Genomic DNA, 21,995 nt, shown 5'->3' with positions numbered 1-21,995 from the left:
GAGTTTTGCCAGATTGACTTAAACTCAAACGCATCGGCTTGGCTCAAGATTACCGTATCTGTTATCAGACTTAGGCTTCCTTGAATTTGACTACATTCACTCGTCAGGTTTCCCTGGCGGTGCCCGATTTTTCAGGAGGCGCTTGCTCTATCCATCTGAGCCACAGCCCCATTTCAATTCAACCATTATACCCAATACTCTCTCTCTAGTCTTGCCTGATCCCCAACTTCAGCAAAAAATTTGTCATTAGTCATTTGTCATTAGTCATTTGTCATTCGTTGACTCCCTCATCTTCCCCAGCTCCCTCTGCTCCCTCTGCTCCCTCTGCTCCCTCTGCTCCCCCAGCTCCCCCAGCTCCCCCAGCTCCCCCAGCTCCCCCAGCTCCCCCAGCTCCCCCAGCTCCCCCAGCTACTAGGAAATCCAGGGCAATTTTGCCTCACCTATCCACGCCTGCTCCCAAGGTTCTCCCCCCACTTCTAAACCGCAAAGTGAGCTATGGGCGTTGAGAATCGTTTTCGTGGTTCCCCCTTGTCGCGATCGCAGTTCTAGGGTAAGCTCACCCTGCATGGTATCGCGGCAAATAAAGATTAACCCCTGTTCCGTTGGGGCGCGTAGGGGAGTACCGGGTAAATTTGTCGTACTCGTCAACTCGACCTCATAGTCAGCATTACGGGCTTGCATTTTCCAGCTTCCCCAGGGCTGAATCTGCCAGCGCACCTCGGAATTCCAGGGGACAAACTCGTAAAATGAGCCGTGATAGTGGATACCAATTAATGCGGCGGATTCCATCCACCACAGCACTCCTCGTCTACCGCCCCCCGCCGTGAGTGCTAAGTCGGGTTCATGATCAAAACTGTTGCAATTGAGCCAAAACCACTTTTGGGGAAACGAACGCCCCCAGTTCTTTTCGCCGTAAGCGGGAGCATTTGTAAACTCGTAGCGTTGACCCTTCCACTCAATCCAACCCGTCGCCCAGCCGTGAGCCATTAAAATCTGCCAACCGGGTTCAAATATCTGAAAGGACGATAACCAGCCGGCTGTTGATTGCTGAGGCAGATTGTTACTCGCCCAACCATAGATAGGTGCAATTTGATAGCGCCAATGGCAGTAATCCCCCGTGGCGGGATCGCTAATTTTACCTTGATTCCAGGTGGCGGTGGCTTGATACCCTTGCTGGATGTGATGGTCAAAGGTGTCGGGATCTAAATAGTGGGCGGGAATGGCTAAGTCTGTTTTGCCCCAATGTCCTAGGGCTAAGGATGTGGGAGATGCCCAAAATTGCTCAACATCTGGAAAAGTCCGGCAGAGGTAGCCATCATCAAGACCCAAAACTTGAGCCGAGCCGCCACTGTGGGGTTGACCCCTGATGGGATCTTCAATGGAATACATGAAGCCGAAGGTTTGACCCCAATCGGGTAAGGTGACTCGATAGTACCACCCTTCAAAGAAGCGAGAACTACTTCCATCCCAGTGATAGCCGCTATGGGGGGTTTGCAGGAGATTGGCATTCATTCGTTGAGGTAAGGTGAAAGGGGGCAGAGGGAGATCAGGGAGATAGGGGAGAATTTACAAATGACGAATGACGAATGACCGTAAAAACTTTACCAAAACTTTATAGAGAATTAGTATCATTCATAAATATTACGCCATAATGATCTAAAGCACTGGAAGAAGAATAATTATGTCACGTTTTGTTATCAATTTTTAAGATGAGTTAAATGTGCGTGCGGATCGGGGTAGCTGAGCTAAGGTGGCGAATCAAACACCGACTACGAATGAATGGAGCGATCGCGGCGACAAGGTCTTAGACTTAGCCCCAGCCAACTGCTTAGATAAGGTTATATAAAGATGGTTCAAAACCCTGCTAGTTCGACAATTTCCCTAGCTGAATTTTCTACACTTACAGAATTGCTGCGTTGGAGGGCGCGTCAGCAGCCAGACAAATTAGCCTATAAGTTTCTCGTTGATGGTAAGCCAGATGGACCCGAACTCACATACACGGAACTTGACCGTATAGCCCGGGCGATTGGCGCTTGGCTACAACAGCACAGTGCTAGAGGAGAGCGAGCGTTACTCCTGTATCCCCAAGGATTAGAGGTGATTGCCGCCTTTTGTGGCTGTTTGTATGGGGGAATTATCGCGATTCCGGTACCGCCTCCGGATGGGGGACGGATGAAGCGCACGTTACCCAGACTGCGATCGATTGTCCAGGATGCTCAAGCCTCGATTTGTTTAACCACAGGTCGAATTCTGTCTCTGTTGGAGAATGGACGAGAGGACTTTCCCGAATTTGACCATATCCAATGGCTGGATACGGAACAGGTGGATCTGAATCTAGCTGAATCCTGGCAAGATCCAAAAGCGAGTCGGGATGATCTAGCGTATCTTCAGTACACATCAGGGTCTACCTCCACACCCAAGGGAGTGATGCTATCTCACCATAACCTGATGTTCCATTCCGGCTATCTGAATGAAGCCTGCGGTTACGATTCAGAAAGCGCTACCGTGACGTGGATGCCCTACTTCCACGATTACGGGTTAGTCCAAGGCATGATCCAACCCCTCTATAACGGTACGCCCTGTTATGTGATGTCGCCCTTCTCGTTTATTAAGCAACCGATGCGCTGGTTAGGGGCAATTACCCATTATCGGGCAACCCATAGCCAAGCCCCTAACTTTGCCTACGATTTGTGCGTGCGGCGGGCAAAACCCAAACAACTGGCAAAACTGGATTTAAGCAGTTGGCAAGCAGCGGGCAATGCGGCGGAACCGATTAACCCGAAAGTGATGCAGGCATTCTTTGAAACCTTTGAACAATGCGGGTTTCGCTGGAATGCCTTTGCCCCTGCTTATGGACTCGCCGAAGATACGCTGCTGGTATCCAGTAAGCCATTACTCACCCCGCCGGTTCTCTGTATCCTAGATGCATCCGCGTTAGAAAAAAATCGGATTGTTCCCCTATCCAGTCCCCAAGAGGGAGTCAGGATGTTACCCAGTTGCGGGCGTCTGGTTTGTGATACCCAAGTGGTTATCGCTAATCCTGATACATTGACCCAATGTGAACCGGATCAAGTAGGAGAAATTTGGGTGAAAGATCCCAGTGTCGCCCAAGGGTATTGGCAACGAGAAGAAGCGACAAAAGAAACCTTTCAGGCAAATCTTGCAGATACGGGGGAGGGTCCGTTCTTGCGAACCGGGGATTTAGGATTTTTGCGGGAGGGTGAACTGTTTATTACGGGTCGGATTAAAGACCTGATTATTATCCGAGGCACTAACCATTATCCGCAAGATATTGAATGGACGGTGCAGCAGGTTCACTCCGCCTTGCGTCCGGATTATGGGGCGGCATTTTCGATCGTGGCTAGCGGTGAGGAACGATTGATTACGTTGCAGGAGGTTGAACGTCGAACTCAAGATGTCAACTTTGAGGAAGTGATTGGTGATATTCGCCAAGCTATTGCTGAGGAACATGAAATCCCGGCGTATGCGGTTGTCTTAGTTCAACCGGGAACCATTGAGAAAACCTCAAGTGGTAAGATTCAGCGCCGTGCGGCGAGAACCAAGTTCCTGAATGGAGAACTGGGTGTGATCGCGGATTGGAGTGAAAATCCGAAACTGACGAGCAAGTTCCGTACTCTCCAGGGAGAAGTCGATGCGTTGGCGAAGCAATTACAAGTTCCTAAATCTTAGGGTTTGTCATTCGTCATTTGTCATTCGTCATTCGTCATTTGTCATTCGTCATTCGGTACAGGTTTATGCATCAACTGAAACAGTATCAAATAGCAGAAGCGCTAGAACGGGATTTGGGCGATCCGGGTCATCCAGAAAGTACGATGTCCTTTAAGCGGGTGATGGACCTGGATGAGAGCGAAGAGTTTCCGGAAGCGGAAGTGGATTGGCTTTATAACTGGAAACTGCAAGATTACTATGTGCCAGAAAACTGTGGTGGCAAATTTACCTCCTTTGAGGAATTCGTCGCCTTTGTCCGGGTGATGTCACGGCGAGACCAAACGATCGCGATCGCATTCACCACCATGTTCTGGTCATTCCTGACTTGGATGGCGGGGACAGATGAGCAGAAAAAGAAACTGTCTCAGTTTATCCGCGAGGAAAAAGGGACAATGTGTCTTGCCTATTCCGAACGAGCCCATGGAAGTGACTTGATTGGCGGCGATGTAACGGCTAAAAAAGTTGAGGGCGGCTATCTCCTCAATGGCGAAAAGTGGCCCATTAACCGCGCTACCCGTTCCGGCGTAACCTTTGTGTTAGCCAAAACCAGTGAAGAGGGCGCTCGGTGTCTCTCCTTATTTATGGTTGACAAACGTCAACTTGACCCCTCTACCTACTACCATCTGCCCAAAATCCTTACCCATGGGATTCGTGCTTCAGATATGAGCGGGATTGGGTTTAAGGATTGCTTTATTCCCGAACAAATGCGGCTAAAGGACGAAGGTTCGGGGTTAGAACTAGCACTCAAGGGCTTCCAAATCACCCGGATGTTGTGCGCCGCTTTTTCTCATGGTGCGGCAGATACGGCGATGAGAACCACGCTGAATTTTGCCATTGACCGGGTTATTTATAACAAAACGGTTTTTGATATCCCCCAACCTCGACAAACCTTAGTCGATGCCTTTATTGATATGTTGGTTTGTGACTGCGAAACCATTAGTGCAGCCAGAGGTTTTCATATTATCCCCGAACAATTCTCAGTTTGGGCGGCGGTGGTGAAATACTTTGTCACCATCAAACTAGAGGAGGTGATTAATAGTGTTTACGTTGTCCTCGGTTCCCGCTTCTATATGCGTGATGAGCATGACTACGGCATATTCCAGAAACAGCTGCGGGATAATTCAATTATCAGTATGTTTGATGGCAGTAGTGTGGTGAACCTCCATGCCCTAATTCTCCAGTTTCGTCAAATTGCCAAATATCGCTCCAGACGCAAGCAGAAGACGATGGAGGGGATTCAATCTCGTCTGGATACCATTTTTTCCCTAGAAAAATCCGTGCCACCCTTTAAGCCAGAGAAGCTGGGATTATTTGGTCGGGGGGCTGACGATGTGCTGCAAGGGTTAGAAATTGCCCTGGAACAACTCCAGGCGCTGAAGACAGCATCGGATGTTGACGCCGACGTACTGGAAAAAATTATCACCTTAACGACCATTGTTATAGAAGAACTCGACGCCTTCGATGAACGCATTGCCAACTCCGGATTTGAACATGGTCATGATCAAGATCCCGAACTCTTTGAACTGGCGAAAAAATACTGCGACTTACACGCCGCCGCCGCGTCAGTTCACACCTGGATTTACAACCGAACCATCTTAGATGACTTCTTTGCTCAGGGGGAATGGTTAGTCTTAGGACTTTATCGCCGTTTACGCCCTTGGCGAACCCTACCCACTGTCCCGAAAGCGTACAGTGAAAATGTGGCACAACACCTGCTGAAGCTGCATCAGGAAAACAAAATGTTTTCCATTGTACCGATTCAACTCGCCCAAACTGAAACACAAGAGGAAAAACCCCATGCAAGTGCAGAACTCCAACTCCAAGCCTAATGACGTTATGGTTCAAAGTGACGTAGAAACCACCAATCAGTCTGTTGATTCCGTCCAAGCGATTCAAAACTGGATGGTAAATCAACTGGTTGAACAACTGTCCCTAGACGCCAAAAACATTGATGTCACCGAACCCCTAACCCGCTATGGACTTGACTCTATTGATGCGGTAACCATTGTCGGTGAACTCGAAGATTGGCTAGAGGTGGAATTACCTTCAACCTTGTTCTGGGATTACCCGACGATTGAGAAATCGGCTCAATATTTAGTTGAAGAATTCGATGTTTCAGCCGCATCAGACAACGCCGAACCCGCCGCCCCCTCTGAGACAAAAGAAGCGAAACCCGCAGAATCCGAAAAATCCGGCAAAGGCTGGGGTGGATTTTGGAAAGGATTGGGAGGGTAGAAACGTTCCGGTGGAACGTCTGGGAGCAGCGTTGTAGGGGCGGGTTTTACAGATCATTTATGGCTACACACTGATAACTTGACTAAACCCGCCCTGGTTATGGTAGATAGGAGATAAAATTTCTATAGCCTATTCCCTGTTCCCTGTTCCCTGTTCGCTAACAAATGACAAATGACAAATGACAAATGACAAATGACAAATGACAAATGACAAATGACAAATGACAAATGACAAATGACAAATGACAAATGACAAATGACAAATGACAAAAAAGGAGCAAGCCATTAATTGAATTTTTCTGACTTTTCCTTCTGGTGGATACTACTACTTTACGCCATTCCTTTCTTTGCCATTCGCTATGTGGGCAAATCTCTGAAGCTGTGGCGAGACAACTTTGACACCATCGGCTTGGCGGTGATGTCATTGATGTTGTTCTTAAACGCCAGTCGCTCCAGTTTCGCCATCTTTATCGTTGAAATCGTTTTCAACTACTTCATGGTACGGCTGATGCTTCGGCGTCGTGGAAATGGTGCCAAGTTAATTGCCGCGATTGTAATTATTACCGATATTGCGATCCTCGCCTACCTCAAATACTTGACATTTTTCGTCGAAGATGTATTTGGCATCATCGTACCGGGAATCAGAACCAACTGGGAACAAGGCTTTCCCTTACCTATTTTTCAACAAATTCCCCCTGGTGTTTCCTTCTACACCTTCCAGATGGTGGCATTTGTGGTTGATTCCCTCAGACCCAAATATAAAAAACCCATCCCCTTTCTGGATTACATTAACTTTATTGCCTTCTTTCCGCAAATTGTCGCTGGACCCATTGAACGACGGGCTGACTTGTTACCCCAAATTCAATCGTTTCGCTTTAAATTCACAGCAGAAAACTTTGAGTTGGGATTACGCTGGCTATCCTTGGGCTTCTTTATGAAGTTGGTGCTAGCCGATAATATCGCCCCCTACATTAACTTACAAGAAACCGCCAATCCCTGGATTGTTTGGTTCTTTGCTTACTTATTCACCCTGCGAATCTACTTTGATTTTGCCGGGTACAGTTTTATGGCGCTGGGTGTGGCGAGAATATTGGGAGTAAAATTAACCGTGAACTTCCTGGCGCCCTATACCTCCGTCAGTATCCAGGAATTTTGGCGGCGATGGCACATTACCCTAAATAACTGGTTTCGCGACTATGTGTTTCTTCCCCTAATGGGGTCTAAAAAACAATTAGCTGCCTTCTTTTTATTCATCACCTTTACCTTATCTGGATTCTGGCACGGTGCGGCGTGGAACTTCATTATTTGGGGCGCGTATCATGGCGGGTTACTCTTGCTTTTGCGATATACAGGTAGACCATTTCAACGCTTGATGGGGAAAGGAAAACAAGTCTCCCGGTTTCAGTTTTTCTCCTGGGCGCTAACCTTTGGTTCAGTGACGCTGGGGTGTCTGTTCTTTATGGACACGAATATTTTGCGATTGCTCTCAAAGTTACGCACGATTGTTACCCCATGGGCGTATTCGTTATCAAATTTAGGCGAATTATTGAGTTCCTACAGTCTCAACGAAGGTGCGGTGTTGATTGTCACGCTGTTACTGGCAAATGGGGTGTTATTTATGGAACATCTCGCCGTTTGGCAGAAACGGAAGTTTGAATATGAATTGTTACTATTGCCTTGGGTATCGCGAGTTTTATTAGGATTAACTATCCTATTCGCCGCGAATCAGCCGTCTGAGTTTATTTACTTTGAATTCTGATGTGGAAACCCTTAAAACTAACCAGTTGGATTGCGGTAGCTGTTGTCGCCTGGACAATCGGGTACATTTACAACGCTCGCTATGGTGGGGAGTTAAGCTGGCTCCGGATGATGTACGAAGACAAAATTGCCTTAGCTGAGAAGGTGGAAGCGCCGCGACGGTTGCTGATTACTGGCGGTTCAGGAGCGCATTATACGATTAATTCCGAGTTAATGTCAGAGAAATTGGGAATTCCGGTGTTGAATCTGGGAATCGATGGACCGGTGGGTTTAAATGTGATTCTTCCCAGTATTATTGATCAGGTTCGTGACGGAGATATTGTGCTACTGATTCCCGAATATCTCATTTTATGGTCAGAGGATGGATTCGGCGATCGCTCGGCTCAATTTGGTGTCGCGATTGGACGTCCGGGGTTAGGTGGTGTTCCCCCGAAACAATTGGCTCAAGATACCCTACTCTTGGGTACAGCCACACTCAGAGGTATCACTAAATCCACGATAGATGTGATCGAAAAAGGACAGATGACGGGGTACTATTCGGATGGGGTGAATGCTTATGGTGATCCCGCCCCAGAAGATGATAAACGTCGCACAGCAGACTGGTGGGAATTACCGATTAATCAACCCATCACCGAAGAGGCACTTGGGCGAATTGAGGAATTTCGTCAGGAAGTCGAAGCCAAGGGCGGAACATTAGTGATATCTTTACCCTGGGTCTATGCTCGCACCGATGAGAAATCCGTTGCTAATGTGGAAGAAACGGCAGAGAAGTTAGCCAAAATTGCCCCATTAATTTATGACCCAGAATCTTTAAATATGAAAACTGATTCTGATTTATTTGCCGATACTCACTACCACCTAACCCCTAAATCTCGGACAATTCGTTCCAAGGAGTTGGTGAAGCAACTGAGAGCAATTCCTGAACTAGACTTTAGCAATGAACGATGAACCATGAACCCTCGAATCACATCTGTATTTTAGGCGGGGGGTTTGGTGGACTTTACACCGCCTTGTACCTACAACGGTTTCGCCTGTTTAAATCACCTAAGTATAAAATTACCTTAATCGATCGCAAAGATCATCTAGTGTTTACACCCTTGCTTTATGAACGGGTAACCGAGGAACTACAAGCCTGGGAAATTGCCCCCCGTTATCGGAATTTAATTAAAAACACAACCATTGACTTTTGTCAAGGAAATATTCAAGGGGTCGATCTGGAAAAACGCCAAGTTAAGCTGCAATTAGACACCCTATCAGAATTAGGGCAAAACCTGAGAATCCTAAATTACGACTATTTAGTCTTAGCCGTTGGTGTCGAGATGCGCTTAGAGGGCGTACCCCTGACTTACGCTTATCCCTTCCGTACTGTTACGGATGCAGAACGCCTCAACCAAAAGCTTAAGCAGTTAGAACAGTCTAATTTGCCCCAAATTCGCGTCGCGGTGATCGGTGCAGGACCGAGTGGTGTAGAGTTAGCTTGTAAACTGAGCGATCGCTTGCAACAAAGGGGACAAGTACGGCTAATAGAACGGGGTCAACAATTGCTCAAAACCTTTACCCCTTACAGCCAGAAATCAGCCTATCGCGCCTTAACCGCCCGTCGGGTACAGATGGAGTTTGAAACCAGTGTAGAAGCGATTGAACCGGATCAAATTACCCTAATTAATCCCAACGGAAAAACCCATTTACCTGTAAATCTAGTGTTATGGACAGTGGGAACTCGTTCCAGTGAATGGGTACGCAATCTCCCCTGTCAACAGAATCCTCAAGGTCAGATACTCACCCATCCTACTTTACAAGTTGTGGATTATCCAGAAGTTCTGGCACTGGGGGATATGGCAGACATTCAAGATTATCGCGGTAATCTTCCCAAAACCGCACAAGTGGCTTACCAACAAGCGGATTGTGCCGCCAAAAATCTTTATCGGGCGGTTCAAGGTAAACGGTTAAAGCCGTTCCGCTATTTACATTTAGGTGAAATGTTGACATTGGGAAAAGGGGAGGCGGTAGTATCCAGTTTTGCCCTGAAAATAAGGGGTCGTTTGGCTGGTATGATTAGACAATTCGTTTATCTCCAGCGATTGCCTACCCTGCGCCATCGCTGGCGAGTGTTGCAGCATTGGGTCGGTCAATGGTTGGTTAATTTAAGGCGACGATTGGCACAGCTATTCTGGAAACGGCGACGAAAAACGGTTCGTTAATTGTTATTTGTCATTTGTCATTTGTCATTTGTCATTTGTCATTCGTCATTCGTCCATACTTCATAGCTTAAGGGAGTGAGAAGAAAGATAAATTTTAATATAAGGGTTTGAGGACTATTTACCTGTGGGGGGTTGGGTATATTTCCAGTCACCGACAAAGTATGGAAATTATCGTTTTTTGAGGCAATTACTAAAATCCCGTGAGGTCTACCGTTTATGGCGTCCAGTGTGCAGAAACCGAAAGGTAAGTGGGTGAGTAAACTTGAACCCTTGTTTGGGTTTGATTTGCGATCGCTAGCTGTTTTTCGTATCGGTGTGGCGATTATCCTGATTGCCGATTTGCTCATCCGTGCCCAGGATATTACCACACTTTACAGCGATGCGGGGGTATTACCGCGTACAGCATTGATTAATGAGATTCTAAATCCCTGGTATTGGTCTGTACATCTACTGGGGGGACAACCCTTTATTCAAGGCGTTGTCTTTTTGCTGGCGGGGTTAATTGCCGTCGCCCTACTTGTAGGATACAGGACTTGGTTGGCTGCGATCGCGTCTTGGGTGTTGTTGATTTCCCTACAAAATCGGAATCCTACCGTATTATTTGCCGCCGATGACATGCTGCGGGCGCTATTGTTCTGGATGATGTTTTTACCCCTAGGGGCGTGTTACTCGGTGGATAGTGCCTTAAATTCATCCAGTAAGCCGTTACCCAAGCGGATTCTCACCGGGGTTACATTCGCCCTAACCTTACAAATTTATTACGTCTATGCCTTTTCCGCTGCGTTTAAAACAACCAGCGATATCTGGTTTCCCAAGCTCACCGCCGTTTATTATGCCCTAAGTTTTGACCAGTACGCTGCACCACTGGGTCAATTCTTGCTGAACTTCCCGCCCCTGTTAGTTTTTTCCACCTTTGCCACATTAGTGTTGGAGTGGATTGGACCCCTATTTCTATTTATCCCCTGGCGGACTACATTTTTTCGCTGCGCCACGATTATCACGTTTATCTTGTTACATATCGGGTTTGGCTTGACGCTGCATATTGGCTTGTTTCCAGCATTAGGGATATTTGTCTGGTTGGTGTTTATCCCAACTGAGGTATGGGATGCCCTTTCTAAACGACTGTATACCCCCCAACGGGCAGGATTAAGGATTTATTATGATGCCGACTGTGGGTTTTGTAAGAAAGTTGTCTATCTGCTGCGAACCTTTTTAATCTTGCCCAAAACCCCCTTACAGACGGCGCAGGAAGACCCCTCAATTTATGCCGATATGCAGGAGAAAAACTCCTGGGTGGTTGTAGACTGGCAAGAGAATCGGCATTTCAAGTGGGAAGCAATCGCCTATGTGGTGAGTCTTTCTCCGGTCTTTAAACCCCTCGCTTATATTCTCCGTTGGCGTCCTTTGATGGCGGTGGGGACAAAGTTCTATGAGACAATTGCCTCAAACCGTAAAGTTGCGGGTCAATTCACCGCACCGTTAAAATTTCGTCCGGTGGAAGTCCAGTCTTCCAGAGTCTTAAACGTCGTTACCTTGTTGCTGTTTGCTTACGTTACTGTTTGGAATTTCCGCAGTTTAGCCGATGCGCGATCCCTAAAGCAAACACTCGATCCCAATGTTCGCGCCAAAATTGACCGGGTGATCAAATCAAGGACACTGAATTCCTTGGACTGGATTAGTCGCCTATTGCGGTTAGATCAGTCGTGGAGTATTTTCGCCCCAGCGCCGCCCCGGGATGACGGCTGGCACGTTATTGTCGGGAAGCTGAAGGATGGTAGCGAGGTTGACCTTTTGCGGAATGGGGGGTCTGTAAATTGGGATAAGCCAACGATTAAGCAGCGCAATGCCCTGTATGCCAATATGCAGTGGCGTACCTACTTCATCAATCTGAATCGCGCGATCGGTAATAAGCTGTATCCCTATTATGCTGAATATTTATGTCGCACTTGGAATGAACAGCATCAGGGAAACCAACAGCTAGAAAGTTTAGACATTTATTTTGTCGAGGAACGCACTGTTCCACCCGGAGAAACTCAGGATTTAGAGAAGAAAAATCAGTGGCAGCAATCTTGTTCGGGAGAAGAGTAGATAAAATCTGTAAAGAGAGAGGAATAGATCTCAAAGTTTTTATTACACCATCTCATGCTCTAAACTTAGAAGCCATTCGCGCTCTATTTTTATGAAAAATTACATTAATAATACAGTTAAATTGAAGAAAAAATGGTTTAACGTATTAATTATCACGATACTGGTTTTAGGACTGTTTTTTCGCTTTGTTCATCTTGACCAGAAAGTCTACTGGCTTGATGAAACCCACTCATCTTTACGAATTTTCGGCTATACGGAACCTGAATTTATTCAAGATATCTTTTCCGGTGAAGTCGTTAATTCTGATGATTTGCTCAAGTATCAGCGTCCGAGTCCGACCAAAAATTGGGGAGATACGATTCAGGTTTTAGCAGGAAACACGGAGCATACTCCACTTTACTATCTTGCACTCAGAGTTTGGTCACTTGGGTTTGGCAGTTCAGTAGCAGCACTAAGAAGCTTTTCAGTTCTGATTAGCTTATTTGCTTTACCTGGCATTTATTGGCTCTGTCGAGAACTGTTTGAATCACCCTTTGTTGCCTGGGTAGCGGTAGCGATGATGGCAGTTTCACCCTTCCATATTTTGTATGCTCAGGAAGTTCGTCCTTATAGTTTATTGACAGTGGCTATTTTAATATCCAGTGCTGCTTTATTAAGAGCCATGCGCCTGAATAAAAAGACAAGTTGGAGTATCTACGCCATTACTCTAACATTAGGATTTTATACTCATTGGTTTTTTACTGTTGTCGCAGCGTCTCATGGACTTTATGTCGCTGTCACTCAGAGATTTCGCTTTAATAAAACAGTTATTGCTTATAGTTTAGCCTCTTTAGCTGGGGTTATTGCCTTCTCTCCCTGGATAATCAATACGATAACGGCGCCACCTCCCTTAGAAGAGCAAATGGGTTGGGTTTTCCAAAAATTGCCTCTATTAACTTTAGTTAAATCCTGGGGATTAAGTGTTAGCCGTGTTTTTGTGGACTTAGATAGAGGATGGTGTTTACCTTTAAACAGTCCAGATTGCAGCTATTTATTGAGTGATAATGAATCCCTCATCTATTGGTTAATTTTGCCGCTGATTGTTTTAGGGGGATATTCGATTTATTTTATTTGCAAAAACACTCCAGCACGGGTATGGGTGTTTATTATCAGCTTGATTGCAGTTATGGCTGCAGCCTTAATCATCCCCGACCTTATTAAAGGCGGTCAACGGTCAACGGTGACTCGTTATGTTATCCCTTGTCTATTAGGCTTTCAGTTGTCTGTTGCTTACCTTTTTGCAAGCAAAATGTCCACCAATTTCCGGTCAGTTGGTCAACAGAAAATATGGCAGGCAATTTTTGTTGTTTTGATTTCCCTCGGCATTTTATCTAATCTAATTATTACTCAAGCCCATGGATGGTGGAGTAAAGGCGGTAATTATCATGTTCACCCTATTGCGACTATCGTTAACCAAGCTGAACAACCCCTCATATTGTATTCCGTTCCATCAAATGTGCTTTGGGGTAAAGGGGGGGCTGTGGGGAGAGTTTTACCCCTTACTCGTCAGTTTGAGCCAAATGTAGGAATTTTGTTTGTCGTTCAACCAAATGTTCTGCCGGAAATTCCAGCACAGTTTCAAGATGTGTTTGTTTACCGACCTCATGATGAATTAAAATCTTGGTTAGAGCAAAATCAAAATTATACACTTGAGCCTGTTTTTGTTGATCCCCGTCGTCGAGAAAACCCACGACTGTGGAAACTCGTCAAGTAGCATTTAAATCAAACGATTATAAAAATTGGTTTACCATGTCAAAACTAAGTCATACACATTCATATAAATTCACTGTCCACCTTCTATCTATCGTTATCCTATTTTTCATCGGACTACAGTTCTATACCGCCAAACATCTGAGAGGGTTTTGGCCCAAGTTTAGACGACTGCAATATCCTTATAAACTGCTCAAACCCCCTCCAGATCCTAGCCTCTGGCCCTTCGTCAGTTATCCGATGTACAACTATGCCAAATATGAAGGAGATACAATCAAGCAATATTCAATTTATGCCACTCTAGATGATTCAACTGAAGTGCTGATTCAGCCAGAAGATTTAGGCATAAATTACTGGGTTTTTATGTATGGACTCAAAGAATCACTACGGTTAGAAAAAAAAGAAATGATTATGAATTTTGTCCAGTTATACGAAAGTCGTTACCACACTAAAATAATCAATTTACGATTGTATAACTATCCCCTCGTCTTACTCAAAGACGAGGTAATTGAAGCGGAAGCCCAACTGGTTAAACAGTACCCAATTGCCGAATTGAGAAAAAAATGATACCGATGTTTAATAAACTAACTGTACCTTGGGAATGGTGGACAACCTATTGGTTCAAACTCACCCCCTTGTTCAATCTAGCCATTAGTCGAATTATTATTGTTGGCTCTCAACTCTTCTATTTATTAGTTCCAGGTCGAGATGGTACTATAGTGAGTCAGTTAGTTAATAATTCTCAATTACCGGATTTTCTTTACAATCCGCTACCCATTTTAAAGATTATACTCTTACCATTTGGGCTAAATCATCCTCCTCCCGTTGTATTGCTATTAGTAATTTTAGCGTTAACTATAATAACAGGAACATTCGGCTTACTTGGACTGTCAACAAATCTGAATCTAATTATATTTGCGATTGGGAATATATTGATTCAAGCTTATATATACTCCTTCGGTGCCTTGTATAGTCATTCTCAAGCCTTAGTCATGATATCGCTTGTCATCTTGGCTTTGAGTCCTGCTGGTCAAGTTTTATCCCTAGACGATCTGCGGCGTCGTATTCGACAAAATTGCCAGAGAAAAAGCGTAGATACTTTTGATATTCAGCAAGAAAAAAGTCACTTGGCTAGATGGTCCCTGTTGCTCATCCAGTGGATGTTTGCAATTATCTACCTCGACTCAGCTATGAGTAAGCTGCTTAAAGGAGGACTCGATTGGATGAATGGCTATACATTACAATATTATTTGTGGCAGGATGGACTGGTTTGGAATAGATCCTTGGGGATTTGGTTAGCCGGACAACATACATTAGCTATACTATCGTCTTGGGTAGCAATCCTGTTTGAGGCAACATTTTTCTTTGTTCTAATTTTTCCCCGTTTAATCTGGTTTTATATTCCTCTAGGGATTTGCTTCCATACAGGAATATATATTGCTCAAAATGCTCCATTTCTAAAGTATATTCCCTGCTATTCAGTCTTTATTCCTTGGGCAGAATTAGTCGGAAATGTGTCTGAACGTCGTCGCCTTGATGGTTTAACTCACAACCCTGAAATTATTTATAACAAATCAGATAATCATTGTCTCACTATCATTACTGTTTTATCCTACTTTAATTGGTTTAATCGGCTAACATTCAGGGATTGGCAGACCAAACAATCATCCCAGAGCGATAACATGGCGGAAATTGTCCCGGATGACTATAAAAAACCGCTTTATCTTGTCCTCCCTAGCGGCTCAAAACGCAAAGGCTTTTTAGCGTTCCGCGAAAGCCTGCGCTATTTGCCTCCCTTATGGCTGTTGTACCCGGTACTTTCTTTGCCCTTTATCTCTAAGATAAGTGCAAACTTGTATAAATCGATGGAGTCAAGACAATAAGGAATTAAAATATGACAGATTCATTATCCTTTAAGGACTATCAAGAACCGATCACCCCATCAAATTCACTAGCGTTATCGGTCGTTGTCCCTATTTACAATGAAGTCGCTAGTATACCCCACCTGGTTGACTCTGTAGCAACCAGTTTAAGTGCCAATCAGTTTGCCTACGAAATCGTCTGTGTCGATGATGGTTCTCAGGATGGTTCCACCGAACTCCTCCTCGAATTAGCACGCAGCCGCTCAGACTTAAGAGCGGTGATTCTCCGCCGAAATTACGGTCAAACCGCCGCCATGTCAGCCGGATTTAAACATGCTCAAGCTCGCGTTATTGTGATGATAGATGGTGATTTACAAAATGATCCGGCTGATATTCCCGCCTTACTCGCCAAAATAGAAGAAGGGTATGATTTAGTCAGTGGTTGGCGCAAAGAACGACAAGATGCGGCTTTAACTCGACTCCTCCCCTCTAAAATTGCCAATTGGTTAATTGGGAAAGTGACTGGCGTCAAATTACATGACTATGGGTGTTCCCTAAAAGCTTACCGTTCTGAACTGGTGGCGGATATGCATCTGTATGGCGAGTTACATCGATTCTTGCCAGCGTTAGCTTACATTGAGGGAGCTAGAATTAGTGAAATTCCCGTGCGACATCATGCCCGTCGTTATGGTACAAGTAAGTATGGATTGGGGCGAACGTTTCGCGTGGTCATGGATTTATTGACCGTATTTTTTATGAAAAAATTTCTCACTCGCCCCATGCATGTCTTTGGTCTATTCGGATTACTATCTTTCGGGATAGGATTTTTATTAGGACTGTATTTAACTATACTAAAGGTAGGTTTTGGTCAGAGTATTGGTGACCGACCTTTGCTAATTTTAGCCGTTGTTTTGTTATTAGCAGGCGTCCAGTTATTTAGCTTTGGTTTGTTGGCAGAAGTGTTAATGCGAACCTATCACGAGTCCCAAGGGCGACCAATCTATCGAGTGCGGGAGGTGGTTGGCAGGAATTATGAATGATGACTCCTTACCCGCCACTAACGGCTGTCGCTAAACCCAGACGCTAGGAGGGCGGGCATGGAAATATAGCAGTAGACACATCGATTAGGACTTTCGTCACCATTGTAGAGACTAAAATGCAACGTCTCTACTAGGAGGGCGGGTTTAGTCAAGTTATCGGTTGAAAGCCAAAGGTTATTGGTAAAACCCGCCCCTACAATTGATTGCTATTCTAGGAAGTCCACAAACGTTCGCTGATAATAGCTAGTCCAGCCGCGCTGATTTCTGCCAGAATACTAACAAGGCGAAATAAGGCAACCCCTGTAAGGATGAAAGCCGCAGGCAACTGCTGATCTAAAAGCGCGATCGCAGTCGCTTCAAATACCCCTAAACCTCCCGGTGCGCCAGGTACGACTAATCCCAGTAACCAGGCGAAACTAAAGGCACTCAGTAACGACGGAATCTGACTCGGAGTAATTGATCCTACCGCCAGTAAGGTAAATAAAAATCCGGTTCCCCGAAATCCCAAAAAGCCCATTTCACCCAACAATGGCAATAAGGGATAGCGTTCAATAGTGAACTCTTCCGTATCTGTAACCTTCTTGGAACGGCTTAAGCGTTGAACAATAGGATTGAGAACTCGGGGATGAACGCCCAACAACACCACAACTAAGCCCAAAATTTGTAACCCCCACATCCGGCTATCGGATGCCGTGTTGATCCAACCCAATCCACCACTAAATAACGCGATCGCTAACGCCGCAGCTGCCATTAACAGAGGTTCCAGTAATACACTGATACTAGCAGCACCCACAGAACCTCCAACCCCCCTCACCGCTGCAATTCGACCATAGAAATGCCACACATTACCGGGTAAATATTTAGCAACATTCGTTTTCAGATAAACCTGTAGCGCCCAAGGCGGTTCAATAGGTTGCTTAAACGCCTGTAAAATCCACGTCCAAACCCAACCCGACCAAATATGTGCCAGTAACGTCACCAATAGTGCGATCGCCAGCATTGTCCATCCCTGGGGATCAATGCGAATTCCCGCAACTTCTCGCCAATGATCTTTAAAAGCTTTAGCGATAAAAAACAGCGTTCCGCCCAGAATCACCCAGCGAATGTAGGGTTTTATCGATGACCAGATTTTTTTCATTGGCTAGCGGGGGAAGCTGGGGGAGATGAGGGAGATAAGGAAGAGTGTGTAGGGACGGGTTTTACCACTAACGTTTCGTTTTCACCTTGATATAACGAAACCCGCCCCGACTTAACCGTTCAATTATCACAAATGACAAATGACAAATGACGAATCTCCTTATTTATTGACGGAAGCAGCTAGCTTGGCTATAGATTGTTCAACGATTGTTGCGGCTGCATCCACTTCTTCAGCCGAGACAATCAAAGGAGGGACAAAGCGCACCACTTTGGCACCTGCGGGTACTAACAGCAATCCTTTTTCCATCGCCGCTTTCACCACATCCACAGCCGTCAGTTCCACATCCGCGTTCAACTCCATCCCATTAATCAGTCCCCAACCGCGCACCTCAGTAATTAGCTGAGGATAGTTCATCGCGATCGCTCTTAAACGAGTCCGCAACTGTTCGCCCCGTTTTTGAACATTGTGCAAAATATCGTCCCGTTCCAACGTCTGAGCCACAGTTAACGCCGTCGCACAAGCCAACGGATTTCCACCAAAGGTACTCGCATGATCCCCAGGTTGAAACACATTACAGAATTGCTTACACAGCATCGCCCCAATTGGAACACCGCCTGCTAATCCCTTAGCGCTGGTAAAAATATCTGGCTCAATCCCTAAATTCTCATATCCCCAATACTTACCTGTGCGACCCATCCCCACTTGCACTTCGTCTAAAATCAGCAAGATACCCGTCTCATCACAGATTTTCCGCAAGCGCAGGAAATACTCCAACTCTCCTGGACGCACACCCCCTTCTCCTTGCAGGGGTTCCAACATCACCGCTGCTACTCGTTGATCCCCTTCATCCAATTCTCCGATCGCATCTTCCATGGCACCGATATCGTTATACGGCACATAATAGAATCCCGGCACCAAGGGGTCAAAATTCTTTTGATACTTGGGCTGACCCGTTGCTGTAATCGTCGCTAGCGTGCGTCCATGGAAACTGTCATTCGCGGTCAAAATTACAGGTTTCTCAATTTCTAGAACCGTGTGGGCGTATTTCCGAGCCAATTTAATCGCCCCTTCATTCGCCTCCGCACCCGAGTTACAGAAAAAGACGCGATCGGCACAGGAATGCTCAACCATCCACTGTGCTAATTCTCCTTGGGGAGGAATATAGTACAGATTAGAAACATGGTGCAGGGTTTTGATTTGCTGCGTCACCGTTTCGATCAGAGCCGGATGAGCGTGACCCAATGTACAGGTAGCGATCCCAGCTACAAAATCGAGATAATCACGTCCGGCTGTATCCCAAACTCGACAACCCGTACCCCGTTCTAGGGCGATGGGGAAACGATTATATGTTCCCATCACGTTAGTATCGAAATCCTTGGGATTGTATGCAGTCGATACACCCTCTGTTGATTCAGCGGGAATTCCGGGATTCTCGACGAGAGTTGGTTTGGTCACGAACATCATCTCCTAATTTGATTGGTCATTTTTCAGGGAACAGGGAACAGGGAACAGGGAATACATAATTGAGACCGGGCGGGTTAGTGACATTAGGGCAAAGTATCAAAATATAACAATATGATCAATTCAATCTCCCTCTGCTCCCCCAGCTCCCTCTGCTTATTTTCACCCGATCGGTAGAGAGGAAAACAGCCACCTGTATGAGATTCTGTATATAGCCCATTGACTTTGCCGCTATAATCCATACATCTATGCTGTTCAATATTTTGTAATCAGGGCAACAACTAGCCAAATTGCTTCTGGTAGCCTTAGAATCAGTATTTTCTAATCCTAAACATAGAGAAGATATAGAGATGGGGGTGCGCCTTGAATGGCAACTCTCTTTCCAATCATCTCTGATGTTTGTTGAGCTGTACAGCCCGTAGCTACAGCCAGTGTTGAAAAATTTTCATTGACAGTACCCATTTATATTCAGTCCATCTGCTCAATCTGTCTAGTTCAATCTGTCTAACTGACGGATTGCCTAAAAACCCGATCACTTGCTTTCATAACACTCCTACTTCAAACCTAACTATGACTATCGCACAATTGAACCCAACTGCTACTCGTCAGTTTACAGAAGATACGGATTTTTCTCACCCTCAGAGTGAGCAAATCTCAGATAATGACCAAAATCAGGTCGAAGTCGAATTTTCCAAAACAGAGACTCGTGCCGGAAAAACCCGACAATCTGGCTACCATAAAACTAGCTCTGATGATACAGTAGGAGCCTTCTTCAAGGAGATGGCGCGTTACCCCTTGCTGAAGCCAGAAGAAGAGATTGAGTTAGCCACTCAGGTTCAATTCCTGGTAGAAATGGGCGAGATGACTGAACGCTTACACCAGGAGTTGGGACGCAAACCAACGAACGCTGAACTGGCTCAAGCTTTAGATCTGACCGAACGTCAATTTGAAAATCGCCTCTACCGAGGACAAATATCTAAGCGTAAAATGATTCGTTCCAACTTACGCTTAGTCGTTTCCATCGCCAAGCGTTATCTTAACCGGGGAGTTCCTTTCCTAGATTTAATTCAAGAAGGCGCATTAGGACTCAATCGGGCGGCAGAGAAGTTCGATCCCGCCAAAGGTTACAAATTCTCCACCTATGCGTATTGGTGGATTCGTCAGGCGATTACCCGTACCATAGCCAACGACGCCCGTACCATTCGCTTACCGATTCACATTGTCGAAAAGCTGAATAAGCTGAAAAAAGTGCAACGGGAACTCAAACAGAAACTGCAACGGACTCCCGATGAAACCGAACTCGCAGAAGCCTTAGACATTAGCTGCACTAGCTTGCGTCAGTTGTTACAATTACGTCGGCGATCGCTCTCTCTCAACCATCGGGTGGGTAAAGGCGAAGATACAGAACTCGTAGATTTACTGGAAGACAACGATTTGCACTTGCCCGAACAGCAAATGAGCGAATCCATGATGCGTCAAGAGATTTCCGATGTCTTGAGTGATGTTCTCACCGAAAGGGAAAAGGATGTCATTTCTCTACGCTATGGGTTGGCGACGCCTGAAGCCTACACCTTAGAAGAAGTGGGCCGCATGTTCAACCTTTCCCGCGAACGGGTACGTCAGATTCAGAGTAAAGCCATGCGGAAGCTGCGCCGTCCTCAAGTTGCTCGTCGCCTAAAAGGGTGGTTAAGTTAGGATTGGTGATGTTTGTAGTAAGCGCTTCAGCGCTGATGGCACGCTTCGTGCCAACTACGAACGGTCGAACAATGAATAAGCTAAAGATACGACCAGCTACCCCAACGGATGTGCCAGTGCTGTTTGAACTCATTCAAGCACTGGCTGAGTATGAAAAGCTGTCTCACCTAGTCACAGGGACGGTGGACGCTCTCCAAGGCCACCTGTTTGGCGCTAAACCTTATATTGAGGCAATTCTGGCAGAGTATGAGGGGAAAACGGTAGGCTTTGCCCTGTTTTTATCTAACTATTCCACCTTTTTAACCAAACCGGGCATTTACATCGAAGATTTATTCGTGCGCCCGGAATTTCGGCGTCAGGGTATCGGGAAGGCGTTGCTAACCTATGTTGCCCAACTAGCGGTAGAACGGGATTGTGGGCGGTTAGAGTGGTCAGTCTTGGACTGGAATGAACCTGCGATCGCGTTTTATCAGCGCCTCGGTGCTACAGTGCTACCCGACTGGCGCATTTGTCGGGTTACAGGTGATGCGCTTCCCCAACTAGCAACACAAACCTTTAAAAAGCTTTAATTTTGTTTACAAAGTATGTAGCCAAGGCTGATGAAATATCAAAAACTGTGTTTTTACTCTTGCTATCAGTGATCCCAGTCTTTTACAAAATAAGTAGATCGACTTAAGATAAATGGCACTAAAATAAACCAGTTTAGGATTGCCCAAACCCTGGATATACCGTAGGGTGGGCATTGCCCACCAGCCTGCCAGTCAGTGCCATGGTACTTAAGATTTTGATTAACTGTTTCAGGAATGAGGAGAATACAATGATTTGGGTAAATGAACAGGTTGATCCCGGAGGTCTGATTTATTCGTGCATCGCTTGTCATGACGAGGCGCAAGCCAAAGACTGCCACGAATCCTTCCAGCAAAACTTGACAGAAGAGCAAAAATCAGCAGGTTGGGTGGCGCGTCTGAGAACCGTCAGTTCCTGGGAAGAAGTGCCAGTCAATGCGTTGAAGCTGGACTGAGGATATCTCGATAGTCTGT

Annotated in this window: 18 protein-coding genes; 14 read left to right on the top strand and 4 right to left on the bottom strand. The window is 45.8% G+C overall.

Features of this window, described 5'->3' with window-relative positions; all coding sequences use genetic code 11:
• Positions 1-411 precede the first annotated feature (411 nt).
• Complete coding sequence (locus tag RIG27_RS30290) at positions 412-1,512, bottom strand: tocopherol cyclase family protein (RefSeq protein ID WP_446350809.1); 1,101 nt, start codon at positions 1,510-1,512, stop codon at positions 412-414.
• A gap of 336 nt (positions 1,513-1,848) precedes the next feature.
• On the opposite strand from RIG27_RS30290, the gene RIG27_RS30285 reads away from it, so the two are divergent.
• The 3 genes from RIG27_RS30285 (at position 1,849) to RIG27_RS30275 (ending at position 5,964) form a co-directional block, all read left to right on the top strand.
• Positions 1,849-3,690, top strand: coding sequence for a fatty acyl-AMP ligase (locus RIG27_RS30285; RefSeq protein ID WP_446350808.1), 1,842 nt, complete (start codon positions 1,849-1,851; stop codon positions 3,688-3,690).
• 65 nt (positions 3,691-3,755) lie between these two features.
• Positions 3,756-5,558 (top strand): acyl-CoA dehydrogenase, encoded by a 1,803-nt coding sequence (locus RIG27_RS30280; protein ID WP_446350818.1) that lies wholly within the window; start codon positions 3,756-3,758, stop codon positions 5,556-5,558.
• Between the two features lie 7 nt (positions 5,559-5,565).
• On the top strand, positions 5,566-5,964 hold the full coding sequence (locus RIG27_RS30275) for an acyl carrier protein (RefSeq protein ID WP_446350817.1): 399 nt from the start codon (positions 5,566-5,568) through the stop codon (positions 5,962-5,964).
• Positions 5,965-6,093: 129 nt separating this feature from the next.
• Here RIG27_RS30275 and RIG27_RS30270 read toward each other — a convergent pair whose 3' ends face one another.
• Positions 6,094-6,249 carry a hypothetical protein gene (locus tag RIG27_RS30270; protein ID WP_446350807.1) on the bottom strand — a complete coding sequence of 52 codons (156 nt, stop codon included), beginning with the start codon at positions 6,247-6,249 and terminating at the stop codon, positions 6,094-6,096.
• Positions 6,250-6,252: 3 nt separating this feature from the next.
• Here RIG27_RS30270 and RIG27_RS30265 point away from each other — a divergent pair, with 3 nt between their 5' ends.
• The 8 genes from RIG27_RS30265 (at position 6,253) to RIG27_RS30230 (ending at position 16,661) form a co-directional block, all read left to right on the top strand.
• On the top strand, positions 6,253-7,722 hold the full coding sequence (locus tag RIG27_RS30265; protein WP_446350806.1) for an MBOAT family O-acyltransferase: 1,470 nt from the start codon (positions 6,253-6,255) through the stop codon (positions 7,720-7,722).
• A complete protein-coding gene (locus tag RIG27_RS30260; protein ID WP_446350805.1) occupies positions 7,722-8,669 on the top strand; it encodes a hypothetical protein in 948 nt (315 codons plus the stop codon). Before RIG27_RS30265 ends, RIG27_RS30260 begins: the two co-directional genes overlap by 1 nt.
• On the top strand, positions 8,666-9,922 hold the full coding sequence (locus RIG27_RS30255) for an NAD(P)/FAD-dependent oxidoreductase (RefSeq protein WP_446350804.1): 1,257 nt from the start codon (positions 8,666-8,668) through the stop codon (positions 9,920-9,922). Before RIG27_RS30260 ends, RIG27_RS30255 begins: the two co-directional genes overlap by 4 nt.
• 216 nt (positions 9,923-10,138) lie before the next feature.
• On the top strand, positions 10,139-12,010 hold the full coding sequence (locus tag RIG27_RS30250) for a DCC1-like thiol-disulfide oxidoreductase family protein (RefSeq protein ID WP_446350803.1): 1,872 nt from the start codon (positions 10,139-10,141) through the stop codon (positions 12,008-12,010).
• Positions 12,011-12,101: 91 nt separating this feature from the next.
• Positions 12,102-13,763 (top strand): glycosyltransferase family 39 protein, encoded by a 1,662-nt coding sequence (locus RIG27_RS30245; RefSeq protein ID WP_446350802.1) that lies wholly within the window; start codon positions 12,102-12,104, stop codon positions 13,761-13,763.
• Between the two features lie 35 nt (positions 13,764-13,798).
• Positions 13,799-14,326, top strand: coding sequence for a hypothetical protein (locus tag RIG27_RS30240; protein WP_446341289.1), 528 nt, complete (start codon positions 13,799-13,801; stop codon positions 14,324-14,326).
• A 5-nt stretch (positions 14,327-14,331) separates the two neighbouring features.
• Positions 14,332-15,642: an HTTM domain-containing protein gene (locus RIG27_RS30235; protein WP_446350801.1), complete on the top strand. Its 1,311-nt coding sequence runs from the start codon at positions 14,332-14,334 to the stop codon at positions 15,640-15,642.
• Positions 15,643-15,653: 11 nt separating this feature from the next.
• Positions 15,654-16,661, top strand: a complete 1,008-nt coding sequence (locus RIG27_RS30230; protein WP_446350800.1) for a glycosyltransferase family 2 protein — start codon at positions 15,654-15,656, stop codon at positions 16,659-16,661.
• Positions 16,662-16,872: 211 nt separating this feature from the next.
• On the opposite strand, the gene RIG27_RS30225 is transcribed toward RIG27_RS30230, so the two are convergent.
• Positions 16,873-17,799 (bottom strand): lysylphosphatidylglycerol synthase domain-containing protein, encoded by a 927-nt coding sequence (locus RIG27_RS30225; RefSeq protein ID WP_446350799.1) that lies wholly within the window; start codon positions 17,797-17,799, stop codon positions 16,873-16,875.
• Positions 17,800-17,958: 159 nt separating this feature from the next.
• Positions 17,959-19,260 carry an acetylornithine/succinylornithine family transaminase gene (locus RIG27_RS30220; RefSeq protein WP_446350816.1) on the bottom strand — a complete coding sequence of 434 codons (1,302 nt, stop codon included), beginning with the start codon at positions 19,258-19,260 and terminating at the stop codon, positions 17,959-17,961.
• Between the two features lie 570 nt (positions 19,261-19,830).
• On the opposite strand from RIG27_RS30220, the gene RIG27_RS30215 reads away from it, so the two are divergent.
• The 3 genes from RIG27_RS30215 to RIG27_RS30205 all read left to right on the top strand — a co-directional run bounded on the left by RIG27_RS30215 (position 19,831) and on the right by RIG27_RS30205 (position 21,976).
• Complete coding sequence (locus RIG27_RS30215) at positions 19,831-20,955, top strand: RNA polymerase sigma factor, RpoD/SigA family (RefSeq protein ID WP_446340217.1); 1,125 nt, start codon at positions 19,831-19,833, stop codon at positions 20,953-20,955.
• Between the two features lie 71 nt (positions 20,956-21,026).
• Positions 21,027-21,524 (top strand): N-acetyltransferase family protein, encoded by a 498-nt coding sequence (locus tag RIG27_RS30210; RefSeq protein WP_446350798.1) that lies wholly within the window; start codon positions 21,027-21,029, stop codon positions 21,522-21,524.
• Positions 21,525-21,772: 248 nt separating this feature from the next.
• Entirely contained in the window at positions 21,773-21,976 is a 204-nt protein-coding gene (locus tag RIG27_RS30205; protein ID WP_446340219.1) for a glycogen debranching protein, read from the top strand.
• Positions 21,977-21,995: the final 19 nt, after the last annotated feature.

The organism is Coleofasciculus sp. F4-SAH-05 (assembly GCF_040222985.1).
Lineage (GTDB): Bacteria > Cyanobacteriota > Cyanobacteriia > Cyanobacteriales > Coleofasciculaceae > Coleofasciculus > Coleofasciculus chthonoplastes.
Note: the sequence above shows the minus strand (reverse complement) of the source record. Positions and strands in the feature narration are given on the sequence as shown.

Coding starts and splice junctions, on each gene's coding strand:
- RIG27_RS30225 (WP_446350799.1), bottom strand. CDS start 17,799: ATGAAAAAAATCTGGTCATCGATAAAACCCTACATTCGCTGGGTGATT.
- RIG27_RS30205 (WP_446340219.1), top strand. CDS start 21,773: ATGATTTGGGTAAATGAACAGGTTGATCCCGGAGGTCTGATTTATTCG.
- RIG27_RS30210 (WP_446350798.1), top strand. CDS start 21,027: ATGAATAAGCTAAAGATACGACCAGCTACCCCAACGGATGTGCCAGTG.
- RIG27_RS30240 (WP_446341289.1), top strand. CDS start 13,799: ATGTCAAAACTAAGTCATACACATTCATATAAATTCACTGTCCACCTT.
- RIG27_RS30220 (WP_446350816.1), bottom strand. CDS start 19,260: ATGTTCGTGACCAAACCAACTCTCGTCGAGAATCCCGGAATTCCCGCT.
- RIG27_RS30230 (WP_446350800.1), top strand. CDS start 15,654: ATGACAGATTCATTATCCTTTAAGGACTATCAAGAACCGATCACCCCA.
- RIG27_RS30255 (WP_446350804.1), top strand. CDS start 8,666: ATGAACCATGAACCCTCGAATCACATCTGTATTTTAGGCGGGGGGTTT.
- RIG27_RS30275 (WP_446350817.1), top strand. CDS start 5,566: ATGGTTCAAAGTGACGTAGAAACCACCAATCAGTCTGTTGATTCCGTC.
- RIG27_RS30285 (WP_446350808.1), top strand. CDS start 1,849: ATGGTTCAAAACCCTGCTAGTTCGACAATTTCCCTAGCTGAATTTTCT.
- RIG27_RS30290 (WP_446350809.1), bottom strand. CDS start 1,512: ATGAATGCCAATCTCCTGCAAACCCCCCATAGCGGCTATCACTGGGAT.
- RIG27_RS30280 (WP_446350818.1), top strand. CDS start 3,756: ATGCATCAACTGAAACAGTATCAAATAGCAGAAGCGCTAGAACGGGAT.
- RIG27_RS30245 (WP_446350802.1), top strand. CDS start 12,102: ATGAAAAATTACATTAATAATACAGTTAAATTGAAGAAAAAATGGTTT.
- RIG27_RS30250 (WP_446350803.1), top strand. CDS start 10,139: ATGGCGTCCAGTGTGCAGAAACCGAAAGGTAAGTGGGTGAGTAAACTT.
- RIG27_RS30260 (WP_446350805.1), top strand. CDS start 7,722: ATGTGGAAACCCTTAAAACTAACCAGTTGGATTGCGGTAGCTGTTGTC.
- RIG27_RS30215 (WP_446340217.1), top strand. CDS start 19,831: ATGACTATCGCACAATTGAACCCAACTGCTACTCGTCAGTTTACAGAA.
- RIG27_RS30235 (WP_446350801.1), top strand. CDS start 14,332: ATGTTTAATAAACTAACTGTACCTTGGGAATGGTGGACAACCTATTGG.
- RIG27_RS30270 (WP_446350807.1), bottom strand. CDS start 6,249: ATGGCTTGCTCCTTTTTTGTCATTTGTCATTTGTCATTTGTCATTTGT.